The sequence below is a fragment of the Flagellimonas nanhaiensis genome (assembly GCF_003382275.1).
Classification (GTDB): domain Bacteria; phylum Bacteroidota; class Bacteroidia; order Flavobacteriales; family Flavobacteriaceae; genus Flagellimonas; species Flagellimonas nanhaiensis.
Genome location: NZ_QTJX01000005.1, coordinates 100911 through 127155, shown reverse-complemented (window position 1 = coordinate 127155; position 26245 = coordinate 100911). Strand labels below are relative to the sequence as shown.

Annotated in this window: 26 protein-coding genes; 14 read left to right on the top strand and 12 right to left on the bottom strand. The window is 40.1% G+C overall.

Going from position 1 to position 26245, the window contains the following annotated elements; translation table 11 throughout:
• Window positions 1-24 precede the first annotated feature (24 nt).
• From DX873_RS16525 to DX873_RS16515, 3 genes are all read right to left on the bottom strand, one after another.
• Window positions 25-891: an RNA polymerase sigma factor gene (locus tag DX873_RS16525; protein ID WP_116185597.1), complete on the bottom strand. Its 867-nt coding sequence runs from the start codon at window positions 889-891 to the stop codon at window positions 25-27.
• A gap of 1 nt (window position 892) precedes the next feature.
• Window positions 893-1303 (bottom strand): YybH family protein, encoded by a 411-nt coding sequence (locus tag DX873_RS16520; RefSeq protein ID WP_181899542.1) that lies wholly within the window; start codon window positions 1301-1303, stop codon window positions 893-895.
• Between the two features lie 215 nt (window positions 1304-1518).
• Complete coding sequence (locus tag DX873_RS16515; RefSeq protein ID WP_116185595.1) at window positions 1519-4149, bottom strand: valine--tRNA ligase; 2631 nt, start codon at window positions 4147-4149, stop codon at window positions 1519-1521.
• A gap of 196 nt (window positions 4150-4345) precedes the next feature.
• On the opposite strand from DX873_RS16515, the gene DX873_RS16510 reads away from it, so the two are divergent.
• Window positions 4346-4735: a DUF1573 domain-containing protein gene (locus DX873_RS16510; protein ID WP_116185594.1), complete on the top strand. Its 390-nt coding sequence runs from the start codon at window positions 4346-4348 to the stop codon at window positions 4733-4735.
• Window positions 4736-4798: 63 nt separating this feature from the next.
• On the opposite strand, the gene DX873_RS16505 is transcribed toward DX873_RS16510, so the two are convergent.
• On the bottom strand, window positions 4799-6139 hold the full coding sequence (locus DX873_RS16505) for an aspartyl protease family protein (RefSeq protein ID WP_232520964.1): 1341 nt from the start codon (window positions 6137-6139) through the stop codon (window positions 4799-4801).
• Between the two features lie 150 nt (window positions 6140-6289).
• Between DX873_RS16505 and DX873_RS16500 the strand changes: the two genes are divergently transcribed.
• The 9 genes from DX873_RS16500 to DX873_RS16460 all read left to right on the top strand — a co-directional run bounded on the left by DX873_RS16500 (window position 6290) and on the right by DX873_RS16460 (window position 15087).
• A complete protein-coding gene (locus DX873_RS16500; RefSeq protein ID WP_116185593.1) occupies window positions 6290-7483 on the top strand; it encodes a pyridoxal phosphate-dependent aminotransferase in 1194 nt (397 codons plus the stop codon).
• The gene (murB, locus tag DX873_RS16495) at window positions 7480-8496 is read left to right on the top strand and encodes a UDP-N-acetylmuramate dehydrogenase (RefSeq protein ID WP_116185592.1); all 1017 of its coding nucleotides are present in this window, start codon (window positions 7480-7482) and stop codon (window positions 8494-8496) included. Before DX873_RS16500 ends, murB begins: the two co-directional genes overlap by 4 nt.
• A 198-nt stretch (window positions 8497-8694) precedes the next feature.
• A complete protein-coding gene (locus DX873_RS16490) occupies window positions 8695-9261 on the top strand; it encodes an RNA polymerase sigma factor (RefSeq protein ID WP_116185591.1) in 567 nt (188 codons plus the stop codon).
• Window positions 9258-10016 (top strand): anti-sigma factor, encoded by a 759-nt coding sequence (locus tag DX873_RS16485; RefSeq protein WP_116185590.1) that lies wholly within the window; start codon window positions 9258-9260, stop codon window positions 10014-10016. Before DX873_RS16490 ends, DX873_RS16485 begins: the two co-directional genes overlap by 4 nt.
• Window positions 10017-10092: 76 nt before the next feature.
• Entirely contained in the window at window positions 10093-10302 is a 210-nt protein-coding gene (locus DX873_RS16480) for a membrane or secreted protein (protein WP_116185589.1), read from the top strand.
• 31 nt (window positions 10303-10333) lie between these two features.
• Window positions 10334-10897: an RNA polymerase sigma factor gene (locus DX873_RS16475; RefSeq protein ID WP_181899541.1), complete on the top strand. Its 564-nt coding sequence runs from the start codon at window positions 10334-10336 to the stop codon at window positions 10895-10897.
• Window positions 10898-10957: 60 nt separating this feature from the next.
• Window positions 10958-11833 carry a lipoyl synthase gene (gene lipA, locus DX873_RS16470; protein WP_116185588.1) on the top strand — a complete coding sequence of 292 codons (876 nt, stop codon included), beginning with the start codon at window positions 10958-10960 and terminating at the stop codon, window positions 11831-11833.
• A gap of 21 nt (window positions 11834-11854) precedes the next feature.
• Window positions 11855-12865, top strand: a complete 1011-nt coding sequence (gene gap, locus DX873_RS16465; RefSeq protein ID WP_116185587.1) for a type I glyceraldehyde-3-phosphate dehydrogenase — start codon at window positions 11855-11857, stop codon at window positions 12863-12865.
• A gap of 23 nt (window positions 12866-12888) precedes the next feature.
• Window positions 12889-15087: a response regulator gene (locus DX873_RS16460; RefSeq protein WP_181899540.1), complete on the top strand. Its 2199-nt coding sequence runs from the start codon at window positions 12889-12891 to the stop codon at window positions 15085-15087.
• Here DX873_RS16460 and lpxK read toward each other — a convergent pair.
• Window positions 15084-16082 (bottom strand): tetraacyldisaccharide 4'-kinase, encoded by a 999-nt coding sequence (gene lpxK / locus DX873_RS16455; protein ID WP_116185585.1) that lies wholly within the window; start codon window positions 16080-16082, stop codon window positions 15084-15086. The two genes, DX873_RS16460 and lpxK, sit on opposite strands and share 4 nt — an antisense overlap.
• 48 nt (window positions 16083-16130) lie before the next feature.
• On the opposite strand from lpxK, the gene DX873_RS16450 reads away from it, so the two are divergent.
• Both DX873_RS16450 and DX873_RS16445 read left to right on the top strand, forming a co-directional pair.
• Window positions 16131-17225 (top strand): Nif3-like dinuclear metal center hexameric protein, encoded by a 1095-nt coding sequence (locus tag DX873_RS16450; protein ID WP_116185659.1) that lies wholly within the window; start codon window positions 16131-16133, stop codon window positions 17223-17225.
• 3 nt (window positions 17226-17228) lie between these two features.
• The gene (locus DX873_RS16445; RefSeq protein WP_116185584.1) at window positions 17229-18008 is read left to right on the top strand and encodes a zinc ribbon domain-containing protein; all 780 of its coding nucleotides are present in this window, start codon (window positions 17229-17231) and stop codon (window positions 18006-18008) included.
• An 85-nt stretch (window positions 18009-18093) separates the two neighbouring features.
• Here the strand turns inward: DX873_RS16445 and DX873_RS16440 are convergent, their stop codons facing one another.
• The 5 genes from DX873_RS16440 to DX873_RS16420 all read right to left on the bottom strand — a co-directional run bounded on the left by DX873_RS16440 (window position 18094) and on the right by DX873_RS16420 (window position 22021).
• Window positions 18094-19449, bottom strand: coding sequence for an FAD-dependent oxidoreductase (locus DX873_RS16440; RefSeq protein ID WP_116185583.1), 1356 nt, complete (start codon window positions 19447-19449; stop codon window positions 18094-18096).
• Window positions 19450-19719: 270 nt separating this feature from the next.
• A complete protein-coding gene (locus DX873_RS16435) occupies window positions 19720-20268 on the bottom strand; it encodes a ClpP family protease (protein WP_116185582.1) in 549 nt (182 codons plus the stop codon).
• 82 nt (window positions 20269-20350) lie between these two features.
• Window positions 20351-21178, bottom strand: a complete 828-nt coding sequence (locus DX873_RS16430) for a mechanosensitive ion channel family protein (protein WP_116185581.1) — start codon at window positions 21176-21178, stop codon at window positions 20351-20353.
• A 24-nt stretch (window positions 21179-21202) separates the two neighbouring features.
• On the bottom strand, window positions 21203-21391 hold the full coding sequence (locus tag DX873_RS16425; protein ID WP_116185580.1) for a hypothetical protein: 189 nt from the start codon (window positions 21389-21391) through the stop codon (window positions 21203-21205).
• A gap of 3 nt (window positions 21392-21394) precedes the next feature.
• Window positions 21395-22021: an RNA polymerase sigma factor gene (locus DX873_RS16420; protein ID WP_116185579.1), complete on the bottom strand. Its 627-nt coding sequence runs from the start codon at window positions 22019-22021 to the stop codon at window positions 21395-21397.
• A 101-nt stretch (window positions 22022-22122) separates the two neighbouring features.
• Between DX873_RS16420 and DX873_RS16415 the strand changes: the two genes are divergently transcribed.
• Window positions 22123-22806 carry a hypothetical protein gene (locus tag DX873_RS16415; protein WP_116185578.1) on the top strand — a complete coding sequence of 228 codons (684 nt, stop codon included), beginning with the start codon at window positions 22123-22125 and terminating at the stop codon, window positions 22804-22806.
• 13 nt (window positions 22807-22819) lie between these two features.
• Here DX873_RS16415 and DX873_RS16410 read toward each other — a convergent pair whose 3' ends face one another.
• On the bottom strand, window positions 22820-23971 hold the full coding sequence (locus DX873_RS16410) for an MFS transporter (RefSeq protein ID WP_116185577.1): 1152 nt from the start codon (window positions 23969-23971) through the stop codon (window positions 22820-22822).
• Between the two features lie 125 nt (window positions 23972-24096).
• Here DX873_RS16410 and DX873_RS16405 point away from each other — a divergent pair, with 125 nt between their 5' ends.
• Window positions 24097-24954 carry an AraC family transcriptional regulator gene (locus DX873_RS16405; protein WP_116185576.1) on the top strand — a complete coding sequence of 286 codons (858 nt, stop codon included), beginning with the start codon at window positions 24097-24099 and terminating at the stop codon, window positions 24952-24954.
• Here the strand turns inward: DX873_RS16405 and kynU are convergent.
• A complete protein-coding gene (kynU, locus tag DX873_RS16400; RefSeq protein ID WP_116185575.1) occupies window positions 24937-26220 on the bottom strand; it encodes a kynureninase in 1284 nt (427 codons plus the stop codon). The two genes, DX873_RS16405 and kynU, sit on opposite strands and share 18 nt — an antisense overlap.
• Window positions 26221-26245: the final 25 nt, after the last annotated feature.

The window sequence follows — 26245 nt, the reverse complement described above, 5'->3', positions numbered from 1 at the left end:
CAAGCCACATCATGCCTCGTGATTTTACAAATCAAATGTTTGTTTAAGTGTATCCTTGGAAAGCATTTCCCTAATGGAGTCCAGTGTTTCTGGGCTTCTCAAAAATGGATGTTCCTGATATATTTCCTGATAATCTGATATGACCTCATTGGAGAAGGCCTTAACCTTCTCTTCCACAACCTCGTTGATTTTAGAGATCACCCCTTTTTGAAAATTCAGCTCAACAGGGTCAACATATCCCATCTTGATAAAACCTGCTGTTTTTCTATGACATCTACAGGGGTTGGATTTTTTGATCAGACCACACTTATCGTCCATAAAGCCATATAGTTGTTTTTTAGCCCTATGTAGTTTTACCCTAAAATTCTGTTTGGAAATCTCCATAATTTCACTTCCCACGGAATCTGGAAACTCAAAAAGTTCCCCTAGGATATAAATCAGTCGTTGCTCCCGATCAAGGCAGAGCAACATTCCTTTCATACAACTGATCTTGGCTTCCTCCACCAACATTTTTTCTTCAACTTCATAAGAGTAGTCCGCCAGAGATTCATCCTGTATTTGGTCCAGTCCCTTACCAAATTGTTCAAAAGTGAGCGAATCTACCTCTTGTTTGCCCCTTTTCATGTTTAAAAAATGGTTTTTTACAATTCGGTACATCCATGTTCTAAAAGCACTTTTACCTTTAAATGTTTCAAGTTTGGTGATAACCTTGATAAGTACTTCCTGCGTTAAATCTGCAGCTTCATGAGCGTCTCCCACAAAATTTAGCGATACATTGTAAATCCAATCTTGGTGTTTTTTTATTAATGTTTCCAAGGCCGATTTATCCCCGGAAAGGGCCCTTTCAATAAGGGCCTCGTCCGGGATATTGTTGTTTTGTTCGATATCCATGTTATTTGCTCATTAGATAACTACCATGGGGATTGTCAAATGTCAATAACCATGTTCCATTGAACTGTTTTTCCAAGTTTGCTACAGAGAGCCCACTTTGCTTGATTTCCGTACCATCAGGAGCTGTGCCCGTCATTACCCAGGGGGCTATATGAGTTGCCACATCACCGTTTACAAAGACCTCGTGACCCTGCGGATATTCAAATTTGGGACTTATTGTAAAAGCTCCCAGGAACATTTCCCGTAATTGATTGTGGTCCGTAACCGGGTTTTCAGGTTCAAAAATGACCAAAGCACCAGCCCTATAGCTGGACATTACTCCTTCAATATCTTTGCTGTTGAAAGCCAGGGTCATTGATTCCACTGCATCAAGAACATCCTGTTGATCTGTTGAAATTACTGTTTTTTCCATTGATTTTTGTGTTTGAGAATTAATACTTGTGACCATACCTAAACATATGATCAGGACCGCGTAAATGCGTCTTTTGTATGTCATAATTTTTGGTTTATGACTTTTAGACACATCTCAAAACACGACTGTTACAGTAATAATAGATGTTGTGCCTCAAAACTGGAAAACAGCATGAAATGCTCTTTGCGAACGGTACTTTACTCCCTGGCACCGACTTACTCCAGTCCTGCCAAACTTTTTTCCAAAGTCTCAATTTTAGCCTCGGCATCCGCAGCTTTCTTTTTCTCAAGGGCTACTACCTGTTCTGGGGCATTGTTGACAAAGCGCTCATTGCTCAATTTCTTTTGCACAGATTTTAGGAATCCGCGGGTGTAATCAAGCTCTTCGGAAATCTTTTTAATCTCGGCCTCAACATCTATAGCATCACCCATAGGGATAAAATACTCACTGCTCTTTACCCGAAAGCTCAGAGCCCCTTCCAAACTGGAACCTACGGTTTCCAATTTTGATAGGTTGGCCAATTTAATGATCACGGCATCCATTTGATTGCTGATACCTTCGGTATTCAACATGGAAAGCTCCAAAGTTTCCTTTTGTGGAATATTCTTTTCTTTTCTTATGGTACGTACACCAGAAATCACCTCAGCTGCAAAATCAAAATCTGTAATCAACGAGGCTTGTGCATCACCAGCCTCTGGCCAATTGGATATCATCAATGCCTCCTCAGGCGTACGCTCTGCCATGTGTTGCCATACCTCTTCCGTTAAAAATGGCATGAAAGGATGCATCAACTTCAGGTTTTCTTCAAACAATCGAATCACCGCATTGTACGTGGTTTGATCAATAGGTTGTTGGTAGGCAGGTTTCACTATTTCCAGAAGCCACGAGCAAAAGTCGTCCCAAACCATTTTGTAAATAGCCATCAGGGCATCCGAAATTCTATATTTTGAAAAATGGTCCTCAATCTCCTTCAATGTTTTATTGAACTTAGCCGTGTACCAGTCAATTCCAATTTTGGCAGCTTCAGGTTGTGGTAAATCAGCCACTTCCCACCCTTTTACCAATCGGAACGCATTCCATACTTTATTGGCAAAGTTGGCTCCTTGTTGGCATAAGGATTCGTCAAACATGATGTCGTTACCAGCGGACGAACTCAACAGCAGTCCAACACGGACACCATCAGCACCAAAATCTTTGATCAATTTAAGTGCATCTGGAGAATTTCCCAACTGTTTAGACATTTTACGACGTTGTTTGTCCCTTACCAATCCCGTGAAATAAACATTTTCAAAAGGTCGTTTATCTCGATATTCATACCCGGATATGATCATCCGTGCCACCCAGAAGAAAATAATGTCTGGAGCGGTGACCAAATCATTGGTGGGGTAATAATAATTGATCTCTTCATTATCCGGGTCCAAGATGCCTCCGAAGACGCTGATGGGCCATAGCCAGGAGGAGAACCAGGTATCCAGTACATCTTGATCTTGATTCAGGTCCTGCAATTTTAATCCTTGGTTTCCAGACTTTTCAATGGCTAATTTCAAAGCCTCTTCCGGGGTTTCTGCCACCACAAAGTCTTCTTTGCCATCTCCATAATAATATGCCGGAATCTGTTGTCCCCACCACAACTGGCGGGAAATGTTCCAATCCCGTATACCCTCCATCCAGTGACGATACGTGTTTTCAAACTTTTTGGGGTAAAATTTGATGTCATTTGTTTTTAACACCCCTTCAAGGGCCGGTTTGGCCAAATCTTCCATCTTTAAAAACCACTGATCGGACAGTCTGGGCTCAATAACCGCCTTGGTACGCTCTGAAGTTCCAACTTTGTTGGTATGTTGCTCAACCTTCACCAAGAAACCTTTTTCTTCCAGTTCTTTGCTGATTTCCTTTCGCACTACAAAACGGTCTTTCCCTTCATAATGAAGGCCGTAGGAGTTCAAGGTCGCATCTTCATTGAAGATATCCACTATCTCCAGGCCATGCTTATCACCAAGGTTTTTGTCGTTTTCATCATGCGCAGGAGTCACTTTTAGACACCCTGTACCAAATTCGACATCTACGTAGTCATCCTCAATAATTGGAATTACCCTGTTACATATCGGTACAATGGCTTTTTTCCCTCTTAAATGATAATATCTTTCATCATTAGGATTGATACATATGGCGGTATCACCTAGAATAGTTTCAGGTCGCGTAGTAGCAATTGTTACTTTTTCGTCTGAACCTTCTATTGCGTAGGACAGGTAATATAGATTTCCCTGCCTTTCTTCATAAACGACTTCTTCATCGGAGAGGGTGGTTTTTGCCTGCGGGTCCCAATTTACCATGCGATAACCTCTGTAGATCAGTCCTTTTTTGTACAAATCCACAAAGACCTTGATCACGGAGGCTGACATATCGTCATCCATGGTGAATTTTGTGCGGTCCCAATCGCAGGAACAGCCCAGTTTCTTCAACTGCTGCAGAATTACCCCACCATATTCATTGGTCCATTCCCAAGCATGCTTTAAAAAGTCCTCTCGGGTCAAATCTGCCTTATTTATGCCCTCTTCTTGCAATTTTGCAACAACTTTGGCCTCCGTAGCAATGGAAGCATGGTCCATTCCAGGGACCCAGCACGCATTTTTGCCTAATAATCTGGCCCTGCGTATCAAAACATCCTGAATGGTATTGTTGAGCATATGGCCCATATGTAGTACTCCGGTTACGTTAGGCGGGGGTATTACAATGGTATAGGGTTCTCTTTCATCGGGTTTTGAACTAAAAAAATCATGCTTCATCCAGTATTGATACCAGTGCTCCTCTACCCTATTGGGCTCATATTTTGATGGAATTTCCATTTTTCGGTATAGTTTTTGTCTTTTTGGAACCGAATCGGTTGCATTAAGGAGGTGTTCTATGTTAAATTTACACTATTCTTAACTTGGGAACTGATTCAGAAATACGAAACAAAAATAAGTAACGTTATTACATAACAAAAGAATTTTGGATGCAGGTGGGAAAACATCTACATTTGGAGTTCACCCAAAACTAGAAATGATGAAAAAAACTGTACTCATGTTGTTTGTTGGATTGCTTTCCTACGGTGTTTATGCCCAAGATGCAACAGCAAAGATTGAATTTAAGAATGAGACCATTGACTATGGTGAAATTGAAAAAGGCAGTGACGGTGTTCGTGTATTTGAGTTTACCAACACTGGAACGGTGCCATTGGTCATAAGTAATGTAAGATCAAGTTGCGGATGTACTATTCCAAAGAAACCAGAAGATCCTATTTTACCGGGAAAAACTGGTGAAATTCAGGTGAAATATGATACCAACAGGGTTGGACCTATCAGGAAGGCCATTACGGTAACTTCCAATGCTGATACTCCTACCAAGGTTTTAAAAATAAAAGGAACCGTTAAAGGAGAAGGAGCCAAATAAATAGGCAATACCTAAAGATTTAACATAGTTAAGCCTCAAAAATGTAAAGTTTTTGGGGCTTTTTTAATCGTCAAAGACTTTTTTGAGGACAAAGGTGAACATGAGGTCACGATCATAACGTTCTATCAAGACCTTGATTCGTTTACCTTCCTTTTCGTTGAGCATTTTAAGCACTTCTTGAAGTTTGTATCTGTGAATGCTCTTTCCATTTACGGCAAGAATTACATCTCCTTCTTGTAAACCGGCCTCGTGAGCAGGGCTTCCTGCCCTAATACCCGATACCACAATTTCTGGAACCAAGCTCAAACGCGTCTTGTTTTCAAGTAAAATCTGCACGTTTCCAAAGCTGGAATCGTCCTCTCGGACCACACCGTTAAAATCAGCTATACTTTCTGCGATATACCGCAATCCGTTATGTTGAAGGGCTATCCCCGCCAAATTATATTGAAATGGAGCTCTAAAGTTTCCGTTCTTTTTTAGCGTTACCTGCTCCCTACCATAATCGAAAATGATATTGAACCGTTTTAATATCTCTCCTCCAACGCTTCCATTACGGTCTCCCAGATTGTTGAAAAATCCAAACGATTCGCGATATGGGAAGGCAGCTTTAGCATCTTTCAACTCAAAATCCCCAATTTTAATCCCGCTGACCTTGGTACGTTTACCAAAAATATCACCGCTAAGCCCTCGACCTAAATAATCTTCATAGTTCTTCTCCGGGATTTCAAGGCCCTTCTCTGGTTCATGGAAAAGCCACAAAGCATCACTGCTACCGGTATCCACCAATAATTTAACTGGAACATTTTCTGAATCCTTAAACAATACCGTACCTTGTAAGTAGGCCTTTTTCCTGTCAATAGAAAGAGGGAGTGTCTGCGATTTTCTGGTATTGGCAGGTGGTCTATATAATTCTGGGTTGTGCAATTTTATACTCTGGGCGCCATAGTTGATTTCAACCACAAAATCCCGAAATAACTCGTATCCCAAAATCCCATGTACCGGAATGCCCAAGGAAGTGGAAAAATTTATTTCCTTGTCCAACACCACATACAGCTCCTGATTGTAGTTCTTTGCTTTTCCAAGTTTGAAGGCGTTACCTTTAGATTTAAGAGCTTTCATGGGTTCCCCATCACCCAATCCCCGTATGGTAACTTCGGAAACATTATTGATTTGAAGGGAATCTTGATCGGAAAGATTGAAAAGAATTGGTTTCCCAACACCTGAATCCAGCACAAAGGTTAGTTTGGCCCCGTTGATTTCCAGAGGAACAATGATCAAATTATTGATCATCTCAAAATTGATTTTTTGGAACTTCTGATCTTTGGGTAATTTGAATCCTTGCGCTGAAATCATAAATGGCAACAGCGCCACAAGAAGTGTAAGAAAGCGTAGTTTTCTTTTCAATTTACTTGCTTCTAACCGGTTAAGCTTCTTAAATATACTAAAAAGAGGGCAAAAAGACTTGTAATTTAACATTCACATAACGAATCAAATAATGGGCAAATGTGTTGTTTTCGAGTATTGGTTTTCCCATTTTTGCTTAAAATTTTACGCATGCCAAGTATATCCAGAAAAGGGGTGTCGATGCCTGAATCCCCCATTAGAAAGTTGGTTCCATTTGCCGAAGCAGCCAAAAAAAGAGGGGTTAACGTAATTCATCTCAACATTGGTCAACCTGACATCAAAACACCTAAAGTAGCCCTGGACGCCGTTCGAAATCATGACATAGATGTCCTGGCGTATAGTATGACCGAGGGTTCTGAGCAATATCGCCAGAAAATTGCTGAATATTACGCAAAGAACGACATTCAAGTTACTTCTAAGGACTTAATTGTGACCACTGGAGGTTCAGAGGCATTGTATTTTGCTATGGGGACCATTATGGATGCCGAGGATGAGATTATCATCCCAGAGCCTTTTTATGCCAATTACAATGGTTTTGCGACAGCTTCGGGTGTAAAAGTAGTTCCGATTGTATCGACGATTGACAATAATTTTGCACTTCCACCCATTGCTGATTTTGAAAAACTTATTACGCCCAAAACAAAAGCAATACTAATCTGCAACCCTGGAAATCCTACAGGCTATCTGTATAGCAAGGAAGAAATTCAGCAGCTTGCCAAATTGGTGAAAAAACACAATCTCTTCTTAATTGCTGATGAGGTATACCGTGAGTTCACCTATGAAGGCAGGGAGCACTACTCCATTTTGCAAGAATCTGGACTGGAAGAGCATGCCATTGTTGTGGACTCTGTTTCCAAACGGTATAGTATGTGCGGAGCCCGGATAGGTTGTTTGGTTTCAAAAAATAAAGATGTCATACAAACCGCTCTTAAATTTGCCCAGGCAAGATTATCGCCGCCAACCTTTGCACAAATAGCTAGCGAAGCTGCTTTAGAGACACCTCCGTCTTATTTTGATGAGGTTAAAAAAGAATATGTTTCCAGAAGAGACATCTTGGTTTCTGAACTTAAAAAACTGGATGATGTTAAAGTTGCAGTTCCTCAAGGTGCTTTCTACTGTGTGGTTGAGCTTCCAGTGAAGGATGCAGATGATTTTGCCCAATGGTTACTTGAGAAATTTGACGCAAACGGAAATACGGTCATGGTTGCTCCAGCTTCTGGCTTCTATGCCACAAAAGGCATGGGTAAAAACCAAATCAGGATTGCCTATGTTCTGGAAAAGGAATTACTTGTAGAAGCTGTACAAATTTTAGGAAAGGGCTTAACACTTTATGCAAGTCGGTGAACATTCAAGAAAACATATCCCTAAAACATTACAATACCTTTGGTATTGATGTTAAAGCTCGCTTTTTTGTTGAAATCACGGGTTTGGCCCAACTTCAGAAAATACTTGAGCTTGAGGCCTATCCAAATAGGTTTGTCATAAGTGGCGGGAGCAATATGTTGTTGACCAAAGACATAAATGCCTTGGTGATGCACATCAACTTAAAGGGCATCAGCATTGTTGATGAAGATGAAGATACCGTTGAAATCAAGGTGATGGCAGGAGAAAACTGGCATGAACTGGTCCTCTGGACACTGGACCATGGCTATGGCGGCCTTGAAAATCTTTCTTTGATTCCAGGAAATACAGGTACGGCTCCAATCCAAAATATTGGTGCCTATGGGGTAGAGTTGAAAGATGTTTTCGCAAGCTGTGTTGCCATGGAAGTGGATACTGGAGAATTGGTAACCTTTGATCATGAGAGCTGTAATTTTGGTTATAGGGATTCCATATTTAAAGGAGAAGCCAAAAATAAATATATCATCACCTCGGTAAATCTTAAGTTGACCAAAAAAAACCATACACTGAACACAGGGTATGGCGCCATTGAAGGCGAGTTAAAAAAAGTGGGCATTGTATACCCCACTATCAGGAATATCTCCGATGCCGTTATTGCAATCCGTCAAAGTAAACTACCAGACCCAGAAGAGCTAGGGAATAGTGGAAGCTTCTTTAAAAACCCTGTTATCTCCAAAAAAGCATTTGAAAAATTGAAAAAGGCTCATCCCAATGTCCCCTCGTACCAAATGGATGACAATCAGGTTAAGATTCCAGCAGGTTGGTTAATTGAACAATGTGGGTTCAAGGGCAAAAGAAAAGGAGATGCCGGAGTTCATGAGAAACAGGCGCTGGTTCTTGTAAACTACGGAAATGCCACAGGTAAAGAAATCGTAGAGCTGGCAGAAGAAATCCAAGAAGAAGTAGCTCAAAAATTTGGCGTAACCCTTCAACCTGAGGTGAATATAATAAGATAACCCCCGCATTGTGACAATAACAGGGGTTATACCAAACCAAACTAACCAAATTTATTTATACCGAACGGGCCAAGGCCCTATATTTTAATCGAATTGTATAGCTGCAATAATCCTTTTTACTTTGCAACGTTGTAGTATATACGATATAAACCTTATTTTAGATTTTGCCCCCAGAAATTTTACCTTATTGAACCTTAAATGAGTACACTAATTGAAAAACATATTGTTTCACTTCTGGCGGAGAAAGATGACAAAGCCATATCTCTGTTATACGACAACTACGGAGATACACTCTACGGGGTCGCCTATAAGGTGGTGAAGGATGAAGAATTGGCTCAGGATGTATTGCAGGAGAGCTTCATTAAAATATGGAAAAAGGCAGATTCCTACGACCCTTCCAAAGCCAAACTCTTTACCTGGCTGTTCCGAATTATACGAAATACGGCCATTGACAAATTGAGAAGCATAAACAATAAAACCGACAAAGAAGTCCAAATAGACGTTTCTGACGTATATAACCTAGGAGTTGATGGCATACGGCCAGAGCATATGGATATCCAGGAAAACCTGGATAAATTGGAACCTAAGTACAGAATTGTCCTCGAAGCCTTATTTTTTGAAGGAATGACACAACAAGAGGCAAGTGAAGAATTGGAAATGCCCTTAGGAACCATTAAATCCAGATTAAAAATTGGCCTTAGAGAGTTGGGAAAAATTTACGGTACCACATTGGTCATCATTCTGTTGATAATTTTGTTGCCATGAAAGAAAAAGTAAAAATATTTTTGGATTCCGATATTCTGGAGAAATATCTTCTGGACCAAACCAGCAAAGAGGAGACCCTAAAAGCTGAAAGGTATATTGCCATGTACCCGAAGGTAAGGGAAACCTATAACGAGTTGCAGGATAATCTAGAGGCATTTGCAAAAATGTATTCCAGAAATACACCAGATGGACTCAAGGAAGTCATTCTAAGCAGTGCCAAAAGTCAGAAAGTGGTCAGCAGAAGGTTCTTCAGATATGCCATAGCGGCAAGTGTGGCCATCATGGTATTTGCTGGTTCCTCTTACTTCTTCTGGAACCAGAACAAGGCTCTCCAAGAGGAAAACACTTTAGTGACCAACAAAATCAAGTACTTGGAGGAAAACATGAGGACCCAACTTGAAGATGTTAGAAACCAGTTCATCGTCCTTAACAATCCAGCTACAAAAAAATATAACCTAAGGGGCAAAAAAGAAGGAAAAGAGCTGAAAGCCATAGCTTATATCAATCCAGTAAAGAAGCTTTCCTATATCAATGTCAGCAGTGTTCCCAATCTCCCTGAAAACAAATGCTTCCAGATGTGGGCAGAAGTGAATGGAGAGCTGGTGAACCTTGGGGTCATCAAACAGTTTGAAGACAAAGACAAACTAATGGCCCTACCCTATGCAGAAAATGCAATTGGTTACATTACAATTGAGCCTGAAGGAGGAAATACATCTCCATCCGTAGAAAACATAGTGGCCAATATCACCTATTAAATACGAACCCTAAAGTATCCTTAAACTTGGGCCTTCTTTACAGGGGTATTTTGTACCTTTGTCCAAAAGTTGGAATATGAAGTTAGCCCTTTTGACCATTGGTATTTTGGCCCTCGCTTTCGCTGGGATTGCCATAAAAATTTGGTCTAAAAAAGATGGAAAGTTTGCTGGTACATGCGCAAGTCAAAACCCTTTCTTGAACAAAGAAGGTGAAGCCTGTGGTTTTTGTGGTAAACTTCCGGATGAACAAGAATGCAAAAAGGATTCAGTTCCCGAATTACAATAGTTTACCCTAAGGTTTTTCTACCTCAAAACACATGTTGGAAAAGACCGAACAGTCCATTAAGGAAAATATACAAAAGGCCAAAGCGGGCAACCAAATGGCTTTTAGCAGCCTTCTGGACACTTTTTGGAACGATGTCTACAGTTTTCAACTCCTTCGCACCAAAAATGAAAATGATGCCGAGGACATTACCATCCGCACCTTTTCCAAAGCTTTTGATAAAATCAATACCTATGATGAAGCCTACGAGTTCAAGACATGGCTCATCACAATTTCCAAAAACTTGCATGTTGACCTGATCCGAAAGAGGAAAAGAAGCCTTTTGGACGAAATGGACTCTCATGGCGAGGAGGTAAAACGGGTCTTGGATGAAACCCCATCAGTAGAAGACCGCTTGATTACGGAGCAAAATCTTGCAAATCTCTTGCGAGACATCAAAAAATTGAAGCCCCACTATCAAAAGGTCATCAACCTAAGGTATTTTAACGAAATGAGCTATGCCGATATCGCAAAAGAGCTCAACGAACCTGTCAATAATATCAAGGTAAAGCTCCTCCGGGCCAAGAAACTACTTGCGGAGATCATCAAAAAAAAGTGAACTGGCCCTTCAATCAAGTTTCCTTAGCAGTTTAGTATCTTTGTACCTTAAAAATTTCTTATGAGTACAGGTATAGCAGAAAACGTTTTACCACCCAAAGGAAAACCAAAATGGCTTAGGGTAAAACTCCCCACAGGCAAAAAATACACGCAGTTGAGAGGTCTTGTGGACAAGTATGACCTTCACACTATATGTACCTCTGGAAGTTGTCCGAATATGGGGGAATGCTGGGGAGAAGGCACCGCAACATTTATGATTCTTGGTAATATTTGTACTCGATCTTGCGGATTTTGTGGTGTACAGACCGGCAGACCCGAAAGTGTGGATTGGGCCGAACCAGAAAAAGTAGCCCGATCCATCAAAATAATGAACATTAAGCACGCGGTCATTACTTCGGTGGACAGAGACGACCTAAAAGACATGGGGTCCATTATTTGGGCCGAGACCGTAAAAGCCATAAGAAGAATGAATCCAGAAACCACTCTGGAAACGCTCATCCCCGATTTTCAAGGAATTGAAACCCATTTGGACAGGATTTTGCAAGTTGCCCCAGAGGTTATTTCCCATAACATGGAAACCGTAAGAAGGCTTACCCGGGAGGTACGTATCCAGGCAAAATATGACAGAAGCCTTGGAGCATTGGACTATTTAAAGAAGAATGGTGCCAACCGTACCAAATCTGGAATTATGTTGGGACTAGGGGAAAAAGAAGACGAGGTTATTGCCACCATGGAAGATCTTAGACAGGTCAATGTAGACGTAGTTACTATTGGCCAATATCTACAACCCTCAAAAAAACACCTTCCTGTAAAAGAGTTTATTCTGCCCGAACAATTCAAAAAATACGAGGAAATAGGTTTAGAAATGGGCTTTAGACATGTTGAAAGCGGAGCTCTGGTACGTTCCTCTTACAAAGCACACAAGCACATACAGTAGCCCACTTTTTATATCCTTTACATGAAAAAGATAACCATTGGCATTAACGGCTTTGGCCGAATTGGCAGGACCCTTTGTAGATTGGCCGAAAAACATCCATTTATTTCCATTGGTGCAATAAATGACCTTGCCGATGCCAAAACGCTCTCACATCTACTAAAATATGATAGTATCCACGGTCCCTTTGATGCTGATATCAGTCACACAGATAACGAACTTGTCCTAAATGGACACAAAATCACTGTGCTCAATCAAAACTATCCAAAGGATATTGATTGGAAGGTCCACAAAGTGGACATTGTTGTGGAAGCCACGGGAAAGTTCAAAAAAAGCGAAGATTTAGAACATCATTTAAAAAATGGGGCCAAAAAAGTGATTCTTTCGGTACCGTCAGTAGATGAAAGTATAAAAATGGTTGTACTTGGGGTTAATGAAGATCAGATAGAAGATAGTGACCATATTATCTCCAATGCCTCTTGTACCACCAATAATGCCGCCCCAATGATCAAGGTGATCCAAGAACTGTGCGGTATAGAACAAGCTTATATTACCACAATACATTCCTACACTTCGGACCAGAGTCTACATGATGCCCCTCACAGAGACCTTAGAAGGGCACGTGCTGCTGGACAGTCCATTATTCCAACCACCACAGGTGCAGCCAAGGCATTGACCAAAATTTTTCCGGAATTATCCAACGTAATCGGAGGATGTGGAATCCGTGTACCGGTTCCAAATGGGTCCCTGACCGACATTACTTTCAATGTTAAAAGACCAACTTCTATTCAGGAAATTAATGCTACCTTTAAGGATAATGCCGAAAATGGACTAAAAAACATACTTCATTATACGGAAGACCCTATTGTTTCCATCGATATAAACAATAGTTGTCATTCTTGTACGTTTGATTCTTTGATGACCTCCGTAATTGGAAAGATGGTAAAAATTATCGGCTGGTACGACAACGAAACTGGATATTGCTCCAGAATTATTGATTTGATAGCTTTGCTTATAAAGAAAAAATACGTTTGACCTCAGTTTTACCACACAAATGGATGGGCGCTAAAGCGCTGTTTCTGCTGTGCACCGTATTGTGCACCCAGATTTTCTATGGTCAAAACGATATTAGCTCCACGGCAAAAGTCCAGTCCATATTTGACACCTTCATACAGTACAGACATCAGAACAAGATAGATAAGGCACTGGAAACCCTTGATGAAGCTGCCAAAATTGCGGAGAACAATGAAGATGCAAAGCTCTTATTGGATACCTATCATCAATATGCAAGGTTGTTTTTGGAAGAAGGAGACCGTGAAACTGCCATATTCTATTGGGATAGAGCCAGTATTCTGCTAAAAGACATCTCCTACTCATTCGGACAGGCATTCCATCATTACCTTGATGCTTTTCTGCGTTTGGACGAGGGCAACAATTTCCAATCCCTTAAATCATTGGAAGAATCAAGGATGTTGAGCAACAACAGAAACCTTAGCAATAACATTCTTCTACTTGAGGCATATATCTTCACCAATATTGAAAAATATGACGATGCCATCAAGAACCTCCATGCACTTATGGTGAATGCGGATGATCAGGAACGTGCCTATTTGGCAACCAAGGCCAACATCCAACTGGCCAATATAAGTCTGGAATTAAATGATCTGGAAGAAGCTGTCATCCATGCCAATGCGGCCCTGGAGCTGGCAGAAAAAAATGGATTCTTCAAGGAAATCAAAATTGCAAACGAACAACTTTCTGTCATTTATGAGAAAACTGGCCGTTTTGACCAATCGCTACAATACAAAAAGGAGCTGGAAAAGATAAAAGACTCCATATTCAACATAGAAAAGGTGAAATTGGAAGCAAAAACCGGGGACAAAATCAGGTTTGAGCACCAAATGAATGAGATTAACAAGCTCACGGCCAAAAATGAAGAGCTTAGCGAATCCAAAAACCGCTCGGAAATTACTGCGATTCTTACTTCTGCTTTTTTGACGATAATCTCATTGCTTGCCGTATCACTTTTTAGAAATAACCAGATTAAGCTTAAGACCAACGATCTTCTGTACACCAAAAACAAAGAATTGGAGTTGGCAAGAGACTCGGCAATCTCAGCCATGGAGGCCAAGACCAATTTCTTGTCTACGGTTACCCATGAGCTCAGAACGCCACTTTATGCGGTTACAGGACTCACACACCTACTGTTGGAAGAAAACCCGGCGGAGCATCAAAAAGAGCATTTAAAATCATTAAAATTCTCTGGAGAATATTTATTGAACTTCATCAACGACATTCTTCAAATCAACAAGATAGATGCCGATAAGCTAGAGCCATTGAGTATTGAGTTCAAACTGAAAAAGATTCTTACCGAAGTTGTGGACTCTCTGCAGCAAAATGCCGGTGATAATAATACGGAACTTGTCCTGAGTTATGACGAGAACATTCCGCAACAGCTTTTGGGAGACCCTATCAAGTTGTCGCAAATATTCATGAATCTTGTTGGAAATGCCTTGAAATTCACTAAAGATGGAAAGGTTGAGGTCATTGCCAAACTCCTAAACAAAGAAGAAGAAAACGTTAAACTTTATTTTGAGGTCAAGGATAACGGTATAGGAATTTCTGAAGAGCAGCAAAAAACCATCTTCGATAGTTTTGAGCAGGGCTCCATTCAGATTAACCGAGAATATGGAGGTACGGGACTTGGGCTTACCATCGTAAAAAGTCTTTTGGGAATTTTTGGAAGTACCATCAACCTGGAAAGTGAAATTGGTCATGGAAGTTCCTTCTTCTTTGAAATGGACCTTAAATGTGATGCCAAAGTCGCTTCTGAAGACGTACCTTTTGAATTGGATTCTGAAGAATTCCAGTTTGAAGGATTGCATATTTTAATTGTGGAGGACAATAAGATCAATCAGGTAATCACCAAAAAAATGCTTACCAAAAAAGAGATGACATGTGATATCGCCAACAACGGAAATGAGGCCATCGATCTAGCCAAAGCAAATACGTACGATGCCATTTTAATGGACATACACATGCCAGGAATCAGCGGAGAGGAAGCAACACGTCAAATCCGTAAGTTCGATCAGGAAATTCCAATCATTGCCCTTACGGCCATTTCTTTGGATGATAGTTTAGACAGTTTTTACCAGGCAGGCTGTAACGATGTAGTCACCAAACCATTTAAACCGGAGGTTTTCTATCAAAAAATTGGGGAAAACATCTTTAAGAAAAAGACCGAAGGACTGGTCTAAATTAAACCTTTAACGGCCTGCACCAAAATCTCATGGTCTTTTGAATCAAATCCGTGGGCCACTTCCAAGTAATACAAATTTTTCATTCTTCCTTCCAGGCGCACATAATCCTTTTCCGTGGTCAGTACTATTTCAGAGTTTTCAAAACTCCGGATTTCACCTTCAGTGAAATTATGATGGTCGGGATATTCAAAATGCTCAAAATCAATTTTTTTAGATTTTAAATACTTCAACAATGGACCCGGAGAAGCAATGCCCGTAACCAGAGCTACTTTTTTATTTTGAAGGTCCAGCAGCGGCATTGCCTTATTACCATTTTCCTTGATGGTATCCGAATAAACCAACTTTGAAAAAAGTACATTTTGGTTTTGTTTCGGATTTAATTTTTTCAGAATTTTACCTCTATCCTTCTCCGAAAACCCCTCCGGACATTTGGTCACAACAATCAAATCAGCTCTTTTTGCTTCCAATTTACCGTCCCTAAGATTACCGGTGGGCAAATACCAATCCTCTACATAAAGGTTATCATGGGCAGTCAACAATATGGAAAATTTAGGTTTTACTTTTCTATGTTGAAAAGCATCATCCAACAAAATGATATCAGGTTTTACAGTGGATTCTAGCTGTGAAATACCCCGTCTTCTATTTGAATCGACCACAAGGGTAATCTGTGGAAACTTTTTATACATCTGAAAGGGTTCATCTCCCAAATCTTCCACTTTTGAATTAGGATCCGCCATTAAAAACCCTTTGGACTTTCGTTTGTAACCCCTACTCAGCACAGCTACGTGATAATCTTCCAAAACGCGAATCAGATACTCAATCATAGGGGTTTTGCCCGTACCCCCAACACTAAGGTTACCCACGCAAAGGACCGGTGTTTGAAAAGATTTTGATTTAAAAACCCCAATATTGAACAAAAAGTTCCTTATCAAAACAATCAGGGCGTAGATCAAAGAAAAAGGAAATGCTATTTTACGAAGCAGTTGTAGCATAAGGCGAAAATATAATATTTTATCTTTAGCCTCATGAAGAAAAATGAAATGACAGTACGGGATATTGCCAAAAAACTGGAAGAATTGGCCCCATTACAGCATGCAGAGGAATTTGACAATGTAGGTCTATTGGTCGGGAATCCAGATATGCAAGTCCGTGGCGTTTTGGTCACCTTGGATACTCTTGAAAATGTTGTCGACGAGGCTATTGAAAAAAAATGCAATCTAATTGTCAGTTTTCACCCAATACTATTTAAAGGATTAAAGAAGATAACCGGAAGCAGCTACGTGGAGCGGGTTGTTTTAAAGGCCATATCCAATGATATTGCCATTTATAGCATGCATACGGCCCTGGATAATAGCAATATGGGGGTGAATGCCAAAATCTGTGAAGTCCTTGGCATTAAAAACCCAAAGATTCTGATTCCCAAACAGAAAACCATCAAAAAATTGGTCACTTACGTACCCAATTCCGAAGCGGAGAAGGTAAGGTCAGCCTTATTTGAAGCTGGAGCAGGTGATATCGGGCAGTATAGTAATTGTAGTTTCTCAATAGAGGGTACAGGAAGTTTTAAAGCAGGAGAAGATGCAAACCCCACTTTGGGTGAAATTGGAAAAGTACACTTGGAAAAGGAAACACAGATCAATGTCATCTATTCCTTTGAAAGAGAAAAGAACATCCTGAAAGCACTTTTTGAGTCGCACCCCTATGAAGAGGTGGCTTATGAAATAAGCTCTCTGGACAACACCCAACAAAATATTGGAATGGGAATGGTTGGTATTCTTGAGCAAGGAATGGAAGAAGAAGCTTTTTTAAGTCTTGTAAAAGACAAAATGAATGCACCCGTGGTGAGACATTCAAAACTGTTGGAAAAAAAAGTAAATACAGTTGCCGTTTTGGGAGGAAGTGGGGCTTTTGCCATTTCGGCTGCCAAGAGAGCGAAGGCAGATATTTTCATTACTGCCGATGTAAAATATCACCAGTTTTATGAAGCAGAAAACGAACTTGTGATAGCCGATATCGGGCACTTTGAAACTGAGCAGTTTACAAAAGATTTATTGGTTGATTATCTTACAAAAAAAATTCCTAATTTTGCAATCATTTTATCGGAGAGCATAACGAATCCCATCAACTATTTTTAATATATGGCGAAAAAGAAAGAAAGCACCGTGGAGGAAAAGCTGAGAGCATTGTACGATCTTCAACTTATTGATTCCAGGGTAGATGAAATACGCAATGTACGAGGAGAGCTTCCTTTGGAAGTTCAGGATTTGGAAGATGAAGTACATGGACTTAAAACACGGATTGATAAGTTGAAGGTTGATGTGGAGACCATCAATTTTGAGATTGCAGCCAAGAAAAATCTTATTGAAGAGTCCAAAACACTCATAAAAAAGTATTCCGAGCAGCAGAAAAATGTAAGGAACAGCCGTGAGTTCAATTCCTTGAGCAAAGAAGTGGAATTCCAAGAGCTTGAAATCCAATTGGCTGAAAAGAACATCAAGGAGTTCAAAGCCCAGATAGAGCAGAAAAAAGAGGTAATCTCCGAAACCAAAGAAAAGCTATCTGAAAGGGAAGGACACCTGAAGCACAAAAAAGGTGAACTTGACGCTATCCTTGCCGAGACGGAAAAAGAGGAAAAAGCTCTATTGAAAAAATCAGAGGAATTTGAGGAAAAAATAGAGGAACGCTTGGTACAAGCCTACAAAAGAATTCGTCATAATGTGAAAAATGGTTTGGCCGTAGTTCCCGTGGAGCGTGGAGCATCTGGTGGTTCATTCTTTACCATTCCACCACAGGTTCAGGTTGAAATTGCTTCCAGAAAAAAAATAATCACCGATGAACACAGTGGAAGAATTTTGGTAGATCCGTTATTGGCAGAAGAAGAGCAAGAGAAAATGCATGCGCTCTTCTCCAAAATCTAAATACATCAATTACAATACAACAAAAAGCCACCTTTAGGTGGCTTTTTTATTTTTAAACAATCTGATATCTAAACATTCCCGAAGACTATTCTTCATAATCAGCAAGTAATCCCAAAATTTTCTGCTCCACTTCCAAGGAATCCCATTTGGACTCAATTTCTGGAATAACCATAACTTCCTTCATAATGGTCTCCTGCATATCACCAATGGCCAGGGCTTCGGCATAGGGCCGGTCAGAAAAAGTAACACGACTGTAGACCGGCACCCATTTATCTGGATGTTTTTGTGCAAAATGCTTTTCTATTCTTTTCTGGAGCAAAAACATTGGGTCTGCCGTTTTACTGCTCATTTCCACAAAATTTCGGTAACTCAGCTCCGCAATGGCATCTGCATTGGGCTTGCGTTCCTTTTGGTATTCCATAAATATGGTGTCCCAATCATCACCATATTGCTCCATTAGTTTATTTAAAACATAGATATCTTCAAAGCCGGCATTCATTCCCTGTCCGTAAAATGGAACTATGGCATGTGCGGAATCCCCGACCAGTGCAACCTTGTTCCAGTATGTCCAAGGATAGCATTTCATAGTCACCATGGCACTTGTTGGGTTCTTGAAAAAGTCCCTGGTCAAATTTTCAATTTCCTTTCTTACATTGGGAAAGTATTGTTTGAAGAATTCTTGGGCCTCCTTTTTTGTGGTAATATTTTGAAAAGAAACAGGGCCTTCAAAAGGTAAAAACAAGGTGCAAGTGAAGCTTCCGTCCAAATTTGGCATGGCAATGAGCATGAAATTTCCTCTGGGCCAAATATGAAATGAGTTTTTGTCCAACTTATGGGTTCCATCCTCATTTGCAGGAATAGTAAGTTCTTTATAGCCTACGTCTATGAATTCTTGGGAATAATTGAACCTACTACGCCGTTGCATTTTATGCCTAACCCTTGAAAAGGCTCCATCACACCCAAAAATTAAATCAAACTTGTATTCCTTCCATTCACTTTTTTCGGATTCACCGGTAAAAATCTTGGCATTGGGCAGATCTACGTCCCAGACCTTTTCGTTAAATCGAAATACAGTACCGGCCTGTTCGGCAAGATCAATCATTTTTTTATTCAAAACTCCTCTCGAAATAGACCAAATGGCTTCGCCTTCCTTGCCATATTTTTGAAAGTAGACCGGTTTATCATTGATGTGCATAGCCCGTTTATCCAAAGGAATGGCTATTTCCTTGACCTGATCTTCAAGACCTACTTCACCAAGTGCCTTCCATCCCCTATTGCTCATAGCCAGGTTAATGGATCTTCCAGAAAACTCGATGGTCCTGATATCAGGTCTACGGTCAAAGACCATGACCGAATGTCCTATTCTACGTAAATAAACCGCTAAAAGGGAACCCACCAATCCTGAACCGATGATGGCTATATTTTTAGGAGAACGTGCCATAAATTGCCTTGCGGCCAAATCTAGTTAAATCTCAAAAATAAGGAATTTGGGACTTATGAAACGAAACCGGAAATCTGTGGTTATGAGAAGAACATACCTTTCCTAGATGATCATAAAAGACAAATCTGCCTTTTAACATTTCCTTAGAATCTTTTGGTATACATATTGCAATATATAGTATAGAATATTCCGCTACGGCGTCCATATATATGCAAAAAGTCCTTCACAAACACTTGCGAAGGACTTTTTTCCTTGTTATACCATGCTGGTTTATTCCAAAATGCCGTCTACAATTCCGTATTCGACCGATTCTTCCGCACCCATCCAAAAATCACGATCAAAATCCTTCATGACTTTCTCAAAAGTTTGACCGCAGTTTTCGGCAAGAATCTTGGCTCCAATTTCCTTGGTTTTAACTATTTCCCTAGCCTGAATCTCAATATTTGAGGCCTGTCCCTGGGCACCCCCGCTTGGCTGATGAATCATTACCCTAGCGTGGGGCTGTATGAACCGTCTTCCCTTCTCCCCTACTGAAAGTAGGATAGATCCCATAGAAGCCGCCAAACCAGAACAAACTGTTGAAACCGGACTTTTAATCTGTTTTATTGTATCGTAAATGGCAAAACCAGAGGTTACGTAACCTCCAGGGCTATTGATAATCAACTGAATTTCATCATTGTTCTGCAAATCCAGATAGAGCAATCTATCAATAACATGTTTTGCCGAGTCATCATCCACCATTCCCCACAAAAACACCTTTCGCTCCTCTAGAAGCTTTTCTTGGACCAACTCGTTAACTTTTCCTTTTTTTGAACTCATTTTCTAATTGTTGAAGTCTCAAAAATAATGAAAATCCAAGGATTTTATCCAGGTCAACACAACGAGCTTCGAAATAAAATCATTAAGATTTTATCTCCACCTTTTGTGAGACCACATCCTTGATGGGTATTACAAATTTTCCGGTTTTGGTGACCAGTGTCAAGGTGTTGTTCTCAATGGCCTCAATGGTTCCTGTGTCTTCTCCTATTACCACTTTATCCCCAACTGCATAGGTGCGTCTTGTGTAGAAGGAACGTAAAAGATCCGCAATCACATCTCTTGAGCCCAACCCAAGGCCAATAGCAAAAGCCAATAGGAAGGCCCCTAAAAACATGGTAATGTTATTGGTGATAATTGTGGTATCTATACCTGCCTGGTTCAAGGCCGTAATGGAAATAAAGATGACAATAATGTAGAACAACAGGTTGCTCACAATATTAGAACCTCCAAACTCCAAGGAATCAAACAATTTCTTGACAGTTTTTTTAATGAAATTCCCAATGTAGAGACCTATCATCATCAAGGCCAGGGCACTGAACAATCTAGGTAGGTAACGCAATAGATTTCCTATTTCTGTTGAAATGATGTCCCAGCTCAAAATATCTGCCGCTACAATCAAGAATACAAGTAGCAACACCCATTTTGCAAAGCCCTTTATAACTTTGATGATGTCTATTTTAAAATCGCCCCTGCCCAATAGATCCATTTCATTGATCTTTTCACTTAAGGCATCCACTTTGGCCAATTTTAAGACCTTTCCAAGAACAAACAGTATGATCTTGGTGACCAACCACCCAATAATAAGGATGACCAGAGCGCCTATGATTTTAGGGAACGCAGAAGCTATGTCCCTCCCCATTGTGGTTAGGGAGTCGACCGTTATGTCTTTCCATTCGTTAAGTGTTTCCATATCTAAAGATTTTATAGTGTAGTTTTAATTATTTCCAAGTGTTCTAAAAAGTCTACGCAGCGCCGATCCCAAATTGAAGGAGAACAAGGATGCCATATCCATAATCAATTTGGCCGCTGCTATATCGTTCATTACCTTTTTCTTCATTCCAGGTGGAACCTCTCTTAGCGAAGCCTCCAATTCCTTGAACGGGTTTCTTTTTTTCTTTGCCATCTATTATAAGGTATTATAGATTTCCAATAGTTTTTCCTTGGCCCTCTTCAGCCTCATTTTTACTGCGCTGTCGCCAATTTCCATCAAGGCAACAAGGTCTTTAATCGAAGCCCCATCTTGATACTTTAGCAACAACAGGGACTTATCCTCCGGAGCTATGAGCTCCAATGCTTTTTTTAACTTTTTGCTTTTCATTTCAAAAAGGCTCTCATCCGGAACCTCTTCGGTCAACTTATACTCTGAATCTTCAACCGGAACCGACTTATCGCTCATTTTGCGCTGCTTGTTCCTATTTACATAGTTTACACAAAAGTTGTAGGTAAAGGAATAGAGCCAAGTTGAAAACTTGGATTTCCCTTTGAACATCTTCAGCTTAATGAACAATTGTAGAAAGACATCTTGTGTAAGGTCTTCCGCTTCATCATCCGATCTAGCAAACCCATAACATTTGTTATAGACCATTTTGGCATAACGATCGTAGAGTTTCCCAAATAGCAATGGGTTGTTGTTCGCAACGATTTTCTTTACCAATTCCTCATCCGATAGATGGGCATATGGATCATCTGTTTCCAATGAATTCTTATCGAGATTATTTATAAGAATTAGAAACAGCCTTTTTAGAAAAGTCACTTGGAGCGGTTTATTAGGTTTTTTTACCCGTCAAAAAAATCTTTGCGGAAGTACAGGACAAGATAACCTAAAATGACTTTATATTTGATGAAAAATTAACCATGAAAACCCTTTTTACCTCTACTCTGTTACTTGCTTTCATTTTTTTGGGATGTAAGACCGAACCAAAAGCTTCTACTGACCAAAAAAAATTAGATGAGAAAAGCATCCTGGAAAAAGTTGCCCATGCCCATGGTTTTGAAAATTGGAAATCTGTAAAAGAATTTACTTTTACTTTTAATGTGGATAGGGATAGTTCGCATTTTGAACGCACCTGGACATGGAAACCAAAATCGAATGACATCACTGTTTTGTTCAATGGTGATACCATCAGCTACAATCGAAATTCCATGGACAGTGTTACCACCAAATTAAATGGAGGTTTCATCAATGACAGGTTCTGGATTATTGCTCCTTTTAACCTTATTTGGGACTCAAACAATTTCACCTACGAACTTCATGAGGATCAAAAAGCACCTATCAGTGGAAAAAATATGCAAAAACTGACCATTGTTTATGCCAATGAGGGAGGTTATACCCCTGGTGATGCCTATGATTTTTATTTTGAGGATGATTTTATTGTCCGTGAATGGATTTACCGTAAATCCAACCAAGAAGAGCCTTCATTGACCACAACTTGGGAAGATTATGTTGAAATTGGTGGTTTAAAGCTTCCTCAGGATCATCAAAAGGCGGAGCCTGGCTTTAGCTTGAATTTTACCAATCTAGCGGTCACGCTGAAATAGAATTTCGAAATATTTATCTGGATTTGTTCCGGCGCAAAATAAAAGTAGTCGCAAATACCAATAATGCACATCCCAAAAGGGCATAAAAGCTATGCTTTAGCGATGCGCTTTCGGCCAAAAACCCCAAAACTACAGGGCCTACCAAAAAACCAGAATATCCGGAACCGGCTATGAAGGAAACTCCTTGTGCGGATTCAATTCCCTTTACATTGCCACCAATACGGAACAGTTCAGGAACAATTACTGAAAAACCCAGACCATTGAGAGCAAACCCAATGATGGCTAAAAATGTGTTTCCGGAAAGCACCATGATGTAACCCAAAACGGCTATTAAAGAACCTAGGGCAACAATTTTAACCGAACCTATTTTGGCACTAATACCATCTCCAAGAAAGCGCCCCAGAGTCATTGTGGTGGAAAATGCCAAAAAACCAGAACCAATAAGCATTTCAGGTGCAATGGTCACCTCTTTCAGATAGAGACTGCTCCAATCTATAATTGCACCTTCGCTGCCGAAGGCAACAAAACTGACCACTCCCAATAAGAACAAAGGCTTAAATATTTTAATATTGAAAGGTTCTTTTTCAACTGGAGCAGAGACAATCTTTATATACTTCTTGTAAAAAATAAGGTTGACAAAGAGTACCAGAACCACATTGATACCCATGTGCAATGCCGGATTTCCAATGACTGGTATTAAAAAACTTCCCAATCCTACCAAAACTCCGCCCAAACTAAAGAAGCCATGGGCAGCCGACATAAAATTTTGTTTGTCCTCTTTTTCAATTTCGGTAACCAGGGTATTCATGGAAATATCAGTAAGTCCATTGGAAGCTCCAAAAAAGAACAGGCTGATCATCAGCATGTAATAATTTGGTGCCAAAAGCGGGAATAATGCTGTTACGCTACTTGTAAGTACTCCAATCCAAGTTGCACGTCCCACTCCAAGTTTGTTGATAATCTTGGGTGCTAAAGGAAACAAGGTAAAAACCCCCAGGGCCAGGCAAAAAATCGCAATTCCCAGATCGGCCTTGTCTATCCCCAGTTTTTCTTTTACTGCTGGAATGTACACTGCCCATGTACCGAACCAAATATTAAGACTGGCAAAGACCCACGCTGGACCAAAGTATCGGGGATTTGAAATAATTAAAAAGAGGGATTTCATATGCATTATTATCTCTACAAAATAACAAAGGCTATATGAATAAATTTTACGAGATATTATTCAAATTATAAGACATTTCATTCTCATATAAAAATTTTCACATCCATTAATGGTAATTTTGCTTTATGAAACCCATGCTTGAGTCCATAAATCTAGATGCAAATGCTTCCCTTAAAATTGAAGCTTATCTAAACGACACCTATTGCGAATCGGCTGGTTGGCATGTACACCCGGAATACGAAATGGTGTATGTTAAAAATGGTGCCGGACAATTGAACATTGGAGCCAAAAAAAGGACATATACTAATGGGGTCTTGGTTTTTCTAAGTGGCCATATTCCTCATGCCGATTTTGGTAACAAGGACAATGAGGACAATCTGGAAATTGTAATTCAGTTTAAAAAGGAGTTTTTGGAGGAAAAACTTAAAGTTTTTCCGGAGCTGGGCCAAATCATGGAGTTGGTCAAAAAATCAGAACATGTATTGATTTTTGATGAAGAAACCCACAGAGCTCTTTGGGATGATTTCAGAAAGTTTGAAAATCTGGACTATCAAGGTAAATTGATCAATCTGCTCTCCGTGCTTGATTTTCTATCCAAAAAAGGAACCTATGAGCAATTGTTTGAAACGTTTCCCATGGATAGCCATAGAAAAGATGAAATCAGGAGACTAGAGGAAATTTTTGAATATGTGAACAACCGATACAGTCAAAATATTTCCATAGGTGAAATTTCTGCCCAAGTAGGGCTTACTCCAAACTCTTTCTGCAGGTTCTTTAAAAAAATGACCAAAAGGACATTTATTGGCTTTGTAAACGAATTTCGCACGGGAAAGGCAGTTGAGTTTTTCAACGAATCCAATTCCACCGTCACTGATGTTATGTACAGATCGGGTTTTAATGACCCATCTTATTTTTCAAGGCAGTTTAAAAAATATCAGGGCAACACTCCTTCCCTCTATTTGAAATCAAGATACGGTAGCTGATTTTTGCAGTATGCCCTCCTTCAAAATCTGTCCAAAGTTGTACATGTCGGCAAATGAGCAATAAAACGGCGCAGGGGCCAATCGTATTACGTTGGGCTCCCTCCAATCGGTAATGACACCATTTTTCATGAGGTAATCAAATAAGGGCCTACCCTCTCCATGTAAAAAAACTGAAAGTTGGCAACCACGGTCTTCTGGTGTAATAATTTCGAAAGTGCTTTCTACCTCCTTGTCTATTTGATGCAGAACAAACTCCAAATAAGCCACAATTTTTCGTTGTTTCTCAATAAGGGCTTCCATACCCACTTCTTCAAACAGCTCCAAGGAAGCCAAATACGGAGCTACTGATAATATTGGCGGATTGCTCAACTGCCATGCATCTGCTGAATCGATAGGGTCAAATTCGGGTTGCATCAAAAATCTAGTCTCCTTTTTTGTTCCCCACCACCCTTCAAAACGCGGTATATCTTTTTTATTGAGATGTTTTTGGTTGACAAAAATGCCAGCGGCATTCCCTGGACCACTGTTCATGTATTTATAACTGCACCAAGCGGCAAAATCGGCATTCCAATCATGTAGCTTCAAGGCTATATTTCCAACACCATGAGCCAAATCCCAACCTACAAATGCCCCTACGGATTGTCCGGCAGCTGTGATTGTTTGGATATCCAGTACCTGCCCATTATAATAATTGACCCCACCCATTAAAACCAGGGCAAGCTCGTCTCCTACTTCATTAATTTTTTGGATAATGTCCTCTGTTCTCCAAAAATGCTCCCCTTCTCGTTTTTTGACTTCTACAATAGCATCTTTTGGGTCAAAGCCATGAAACCTAGCCTGACTTTGCAACATATACTGATCTGAAGGAAATGCTTTTTCCTCACAAATAATCTTATACCTTTTGGAAGTGGGCCTGTAAAAAGAAACCATGAGCAAGTGCAGATTCACCGTTAAGGTGTTCATTACCGAAATCTCCTCCGGATGTGCACCAACAATCTTACTTAGGGATTTGGAAAGACGCTCATGATAATCCCACCACGGTTTTTCCGCATAAAAATGCCCTTCCACGGCCAATTCCCTCCAATCTTTCATTACATCATCCACAAACTTTTGTGTACGTTTAGGCTGCAGTCCCAAGGAATTTCCCGTAAAATAGATTACGTCCTTTCCATTTACCTGTGGATAGTGGAATTCTTCTCTATATTTTGCCAATTTGTCCTCTGCATCAAGTTGCTGGGCAAATTCCAAAGTATTTTGAAATGTCATGCTTTTCGGTTTGGTTTCAAAAGTA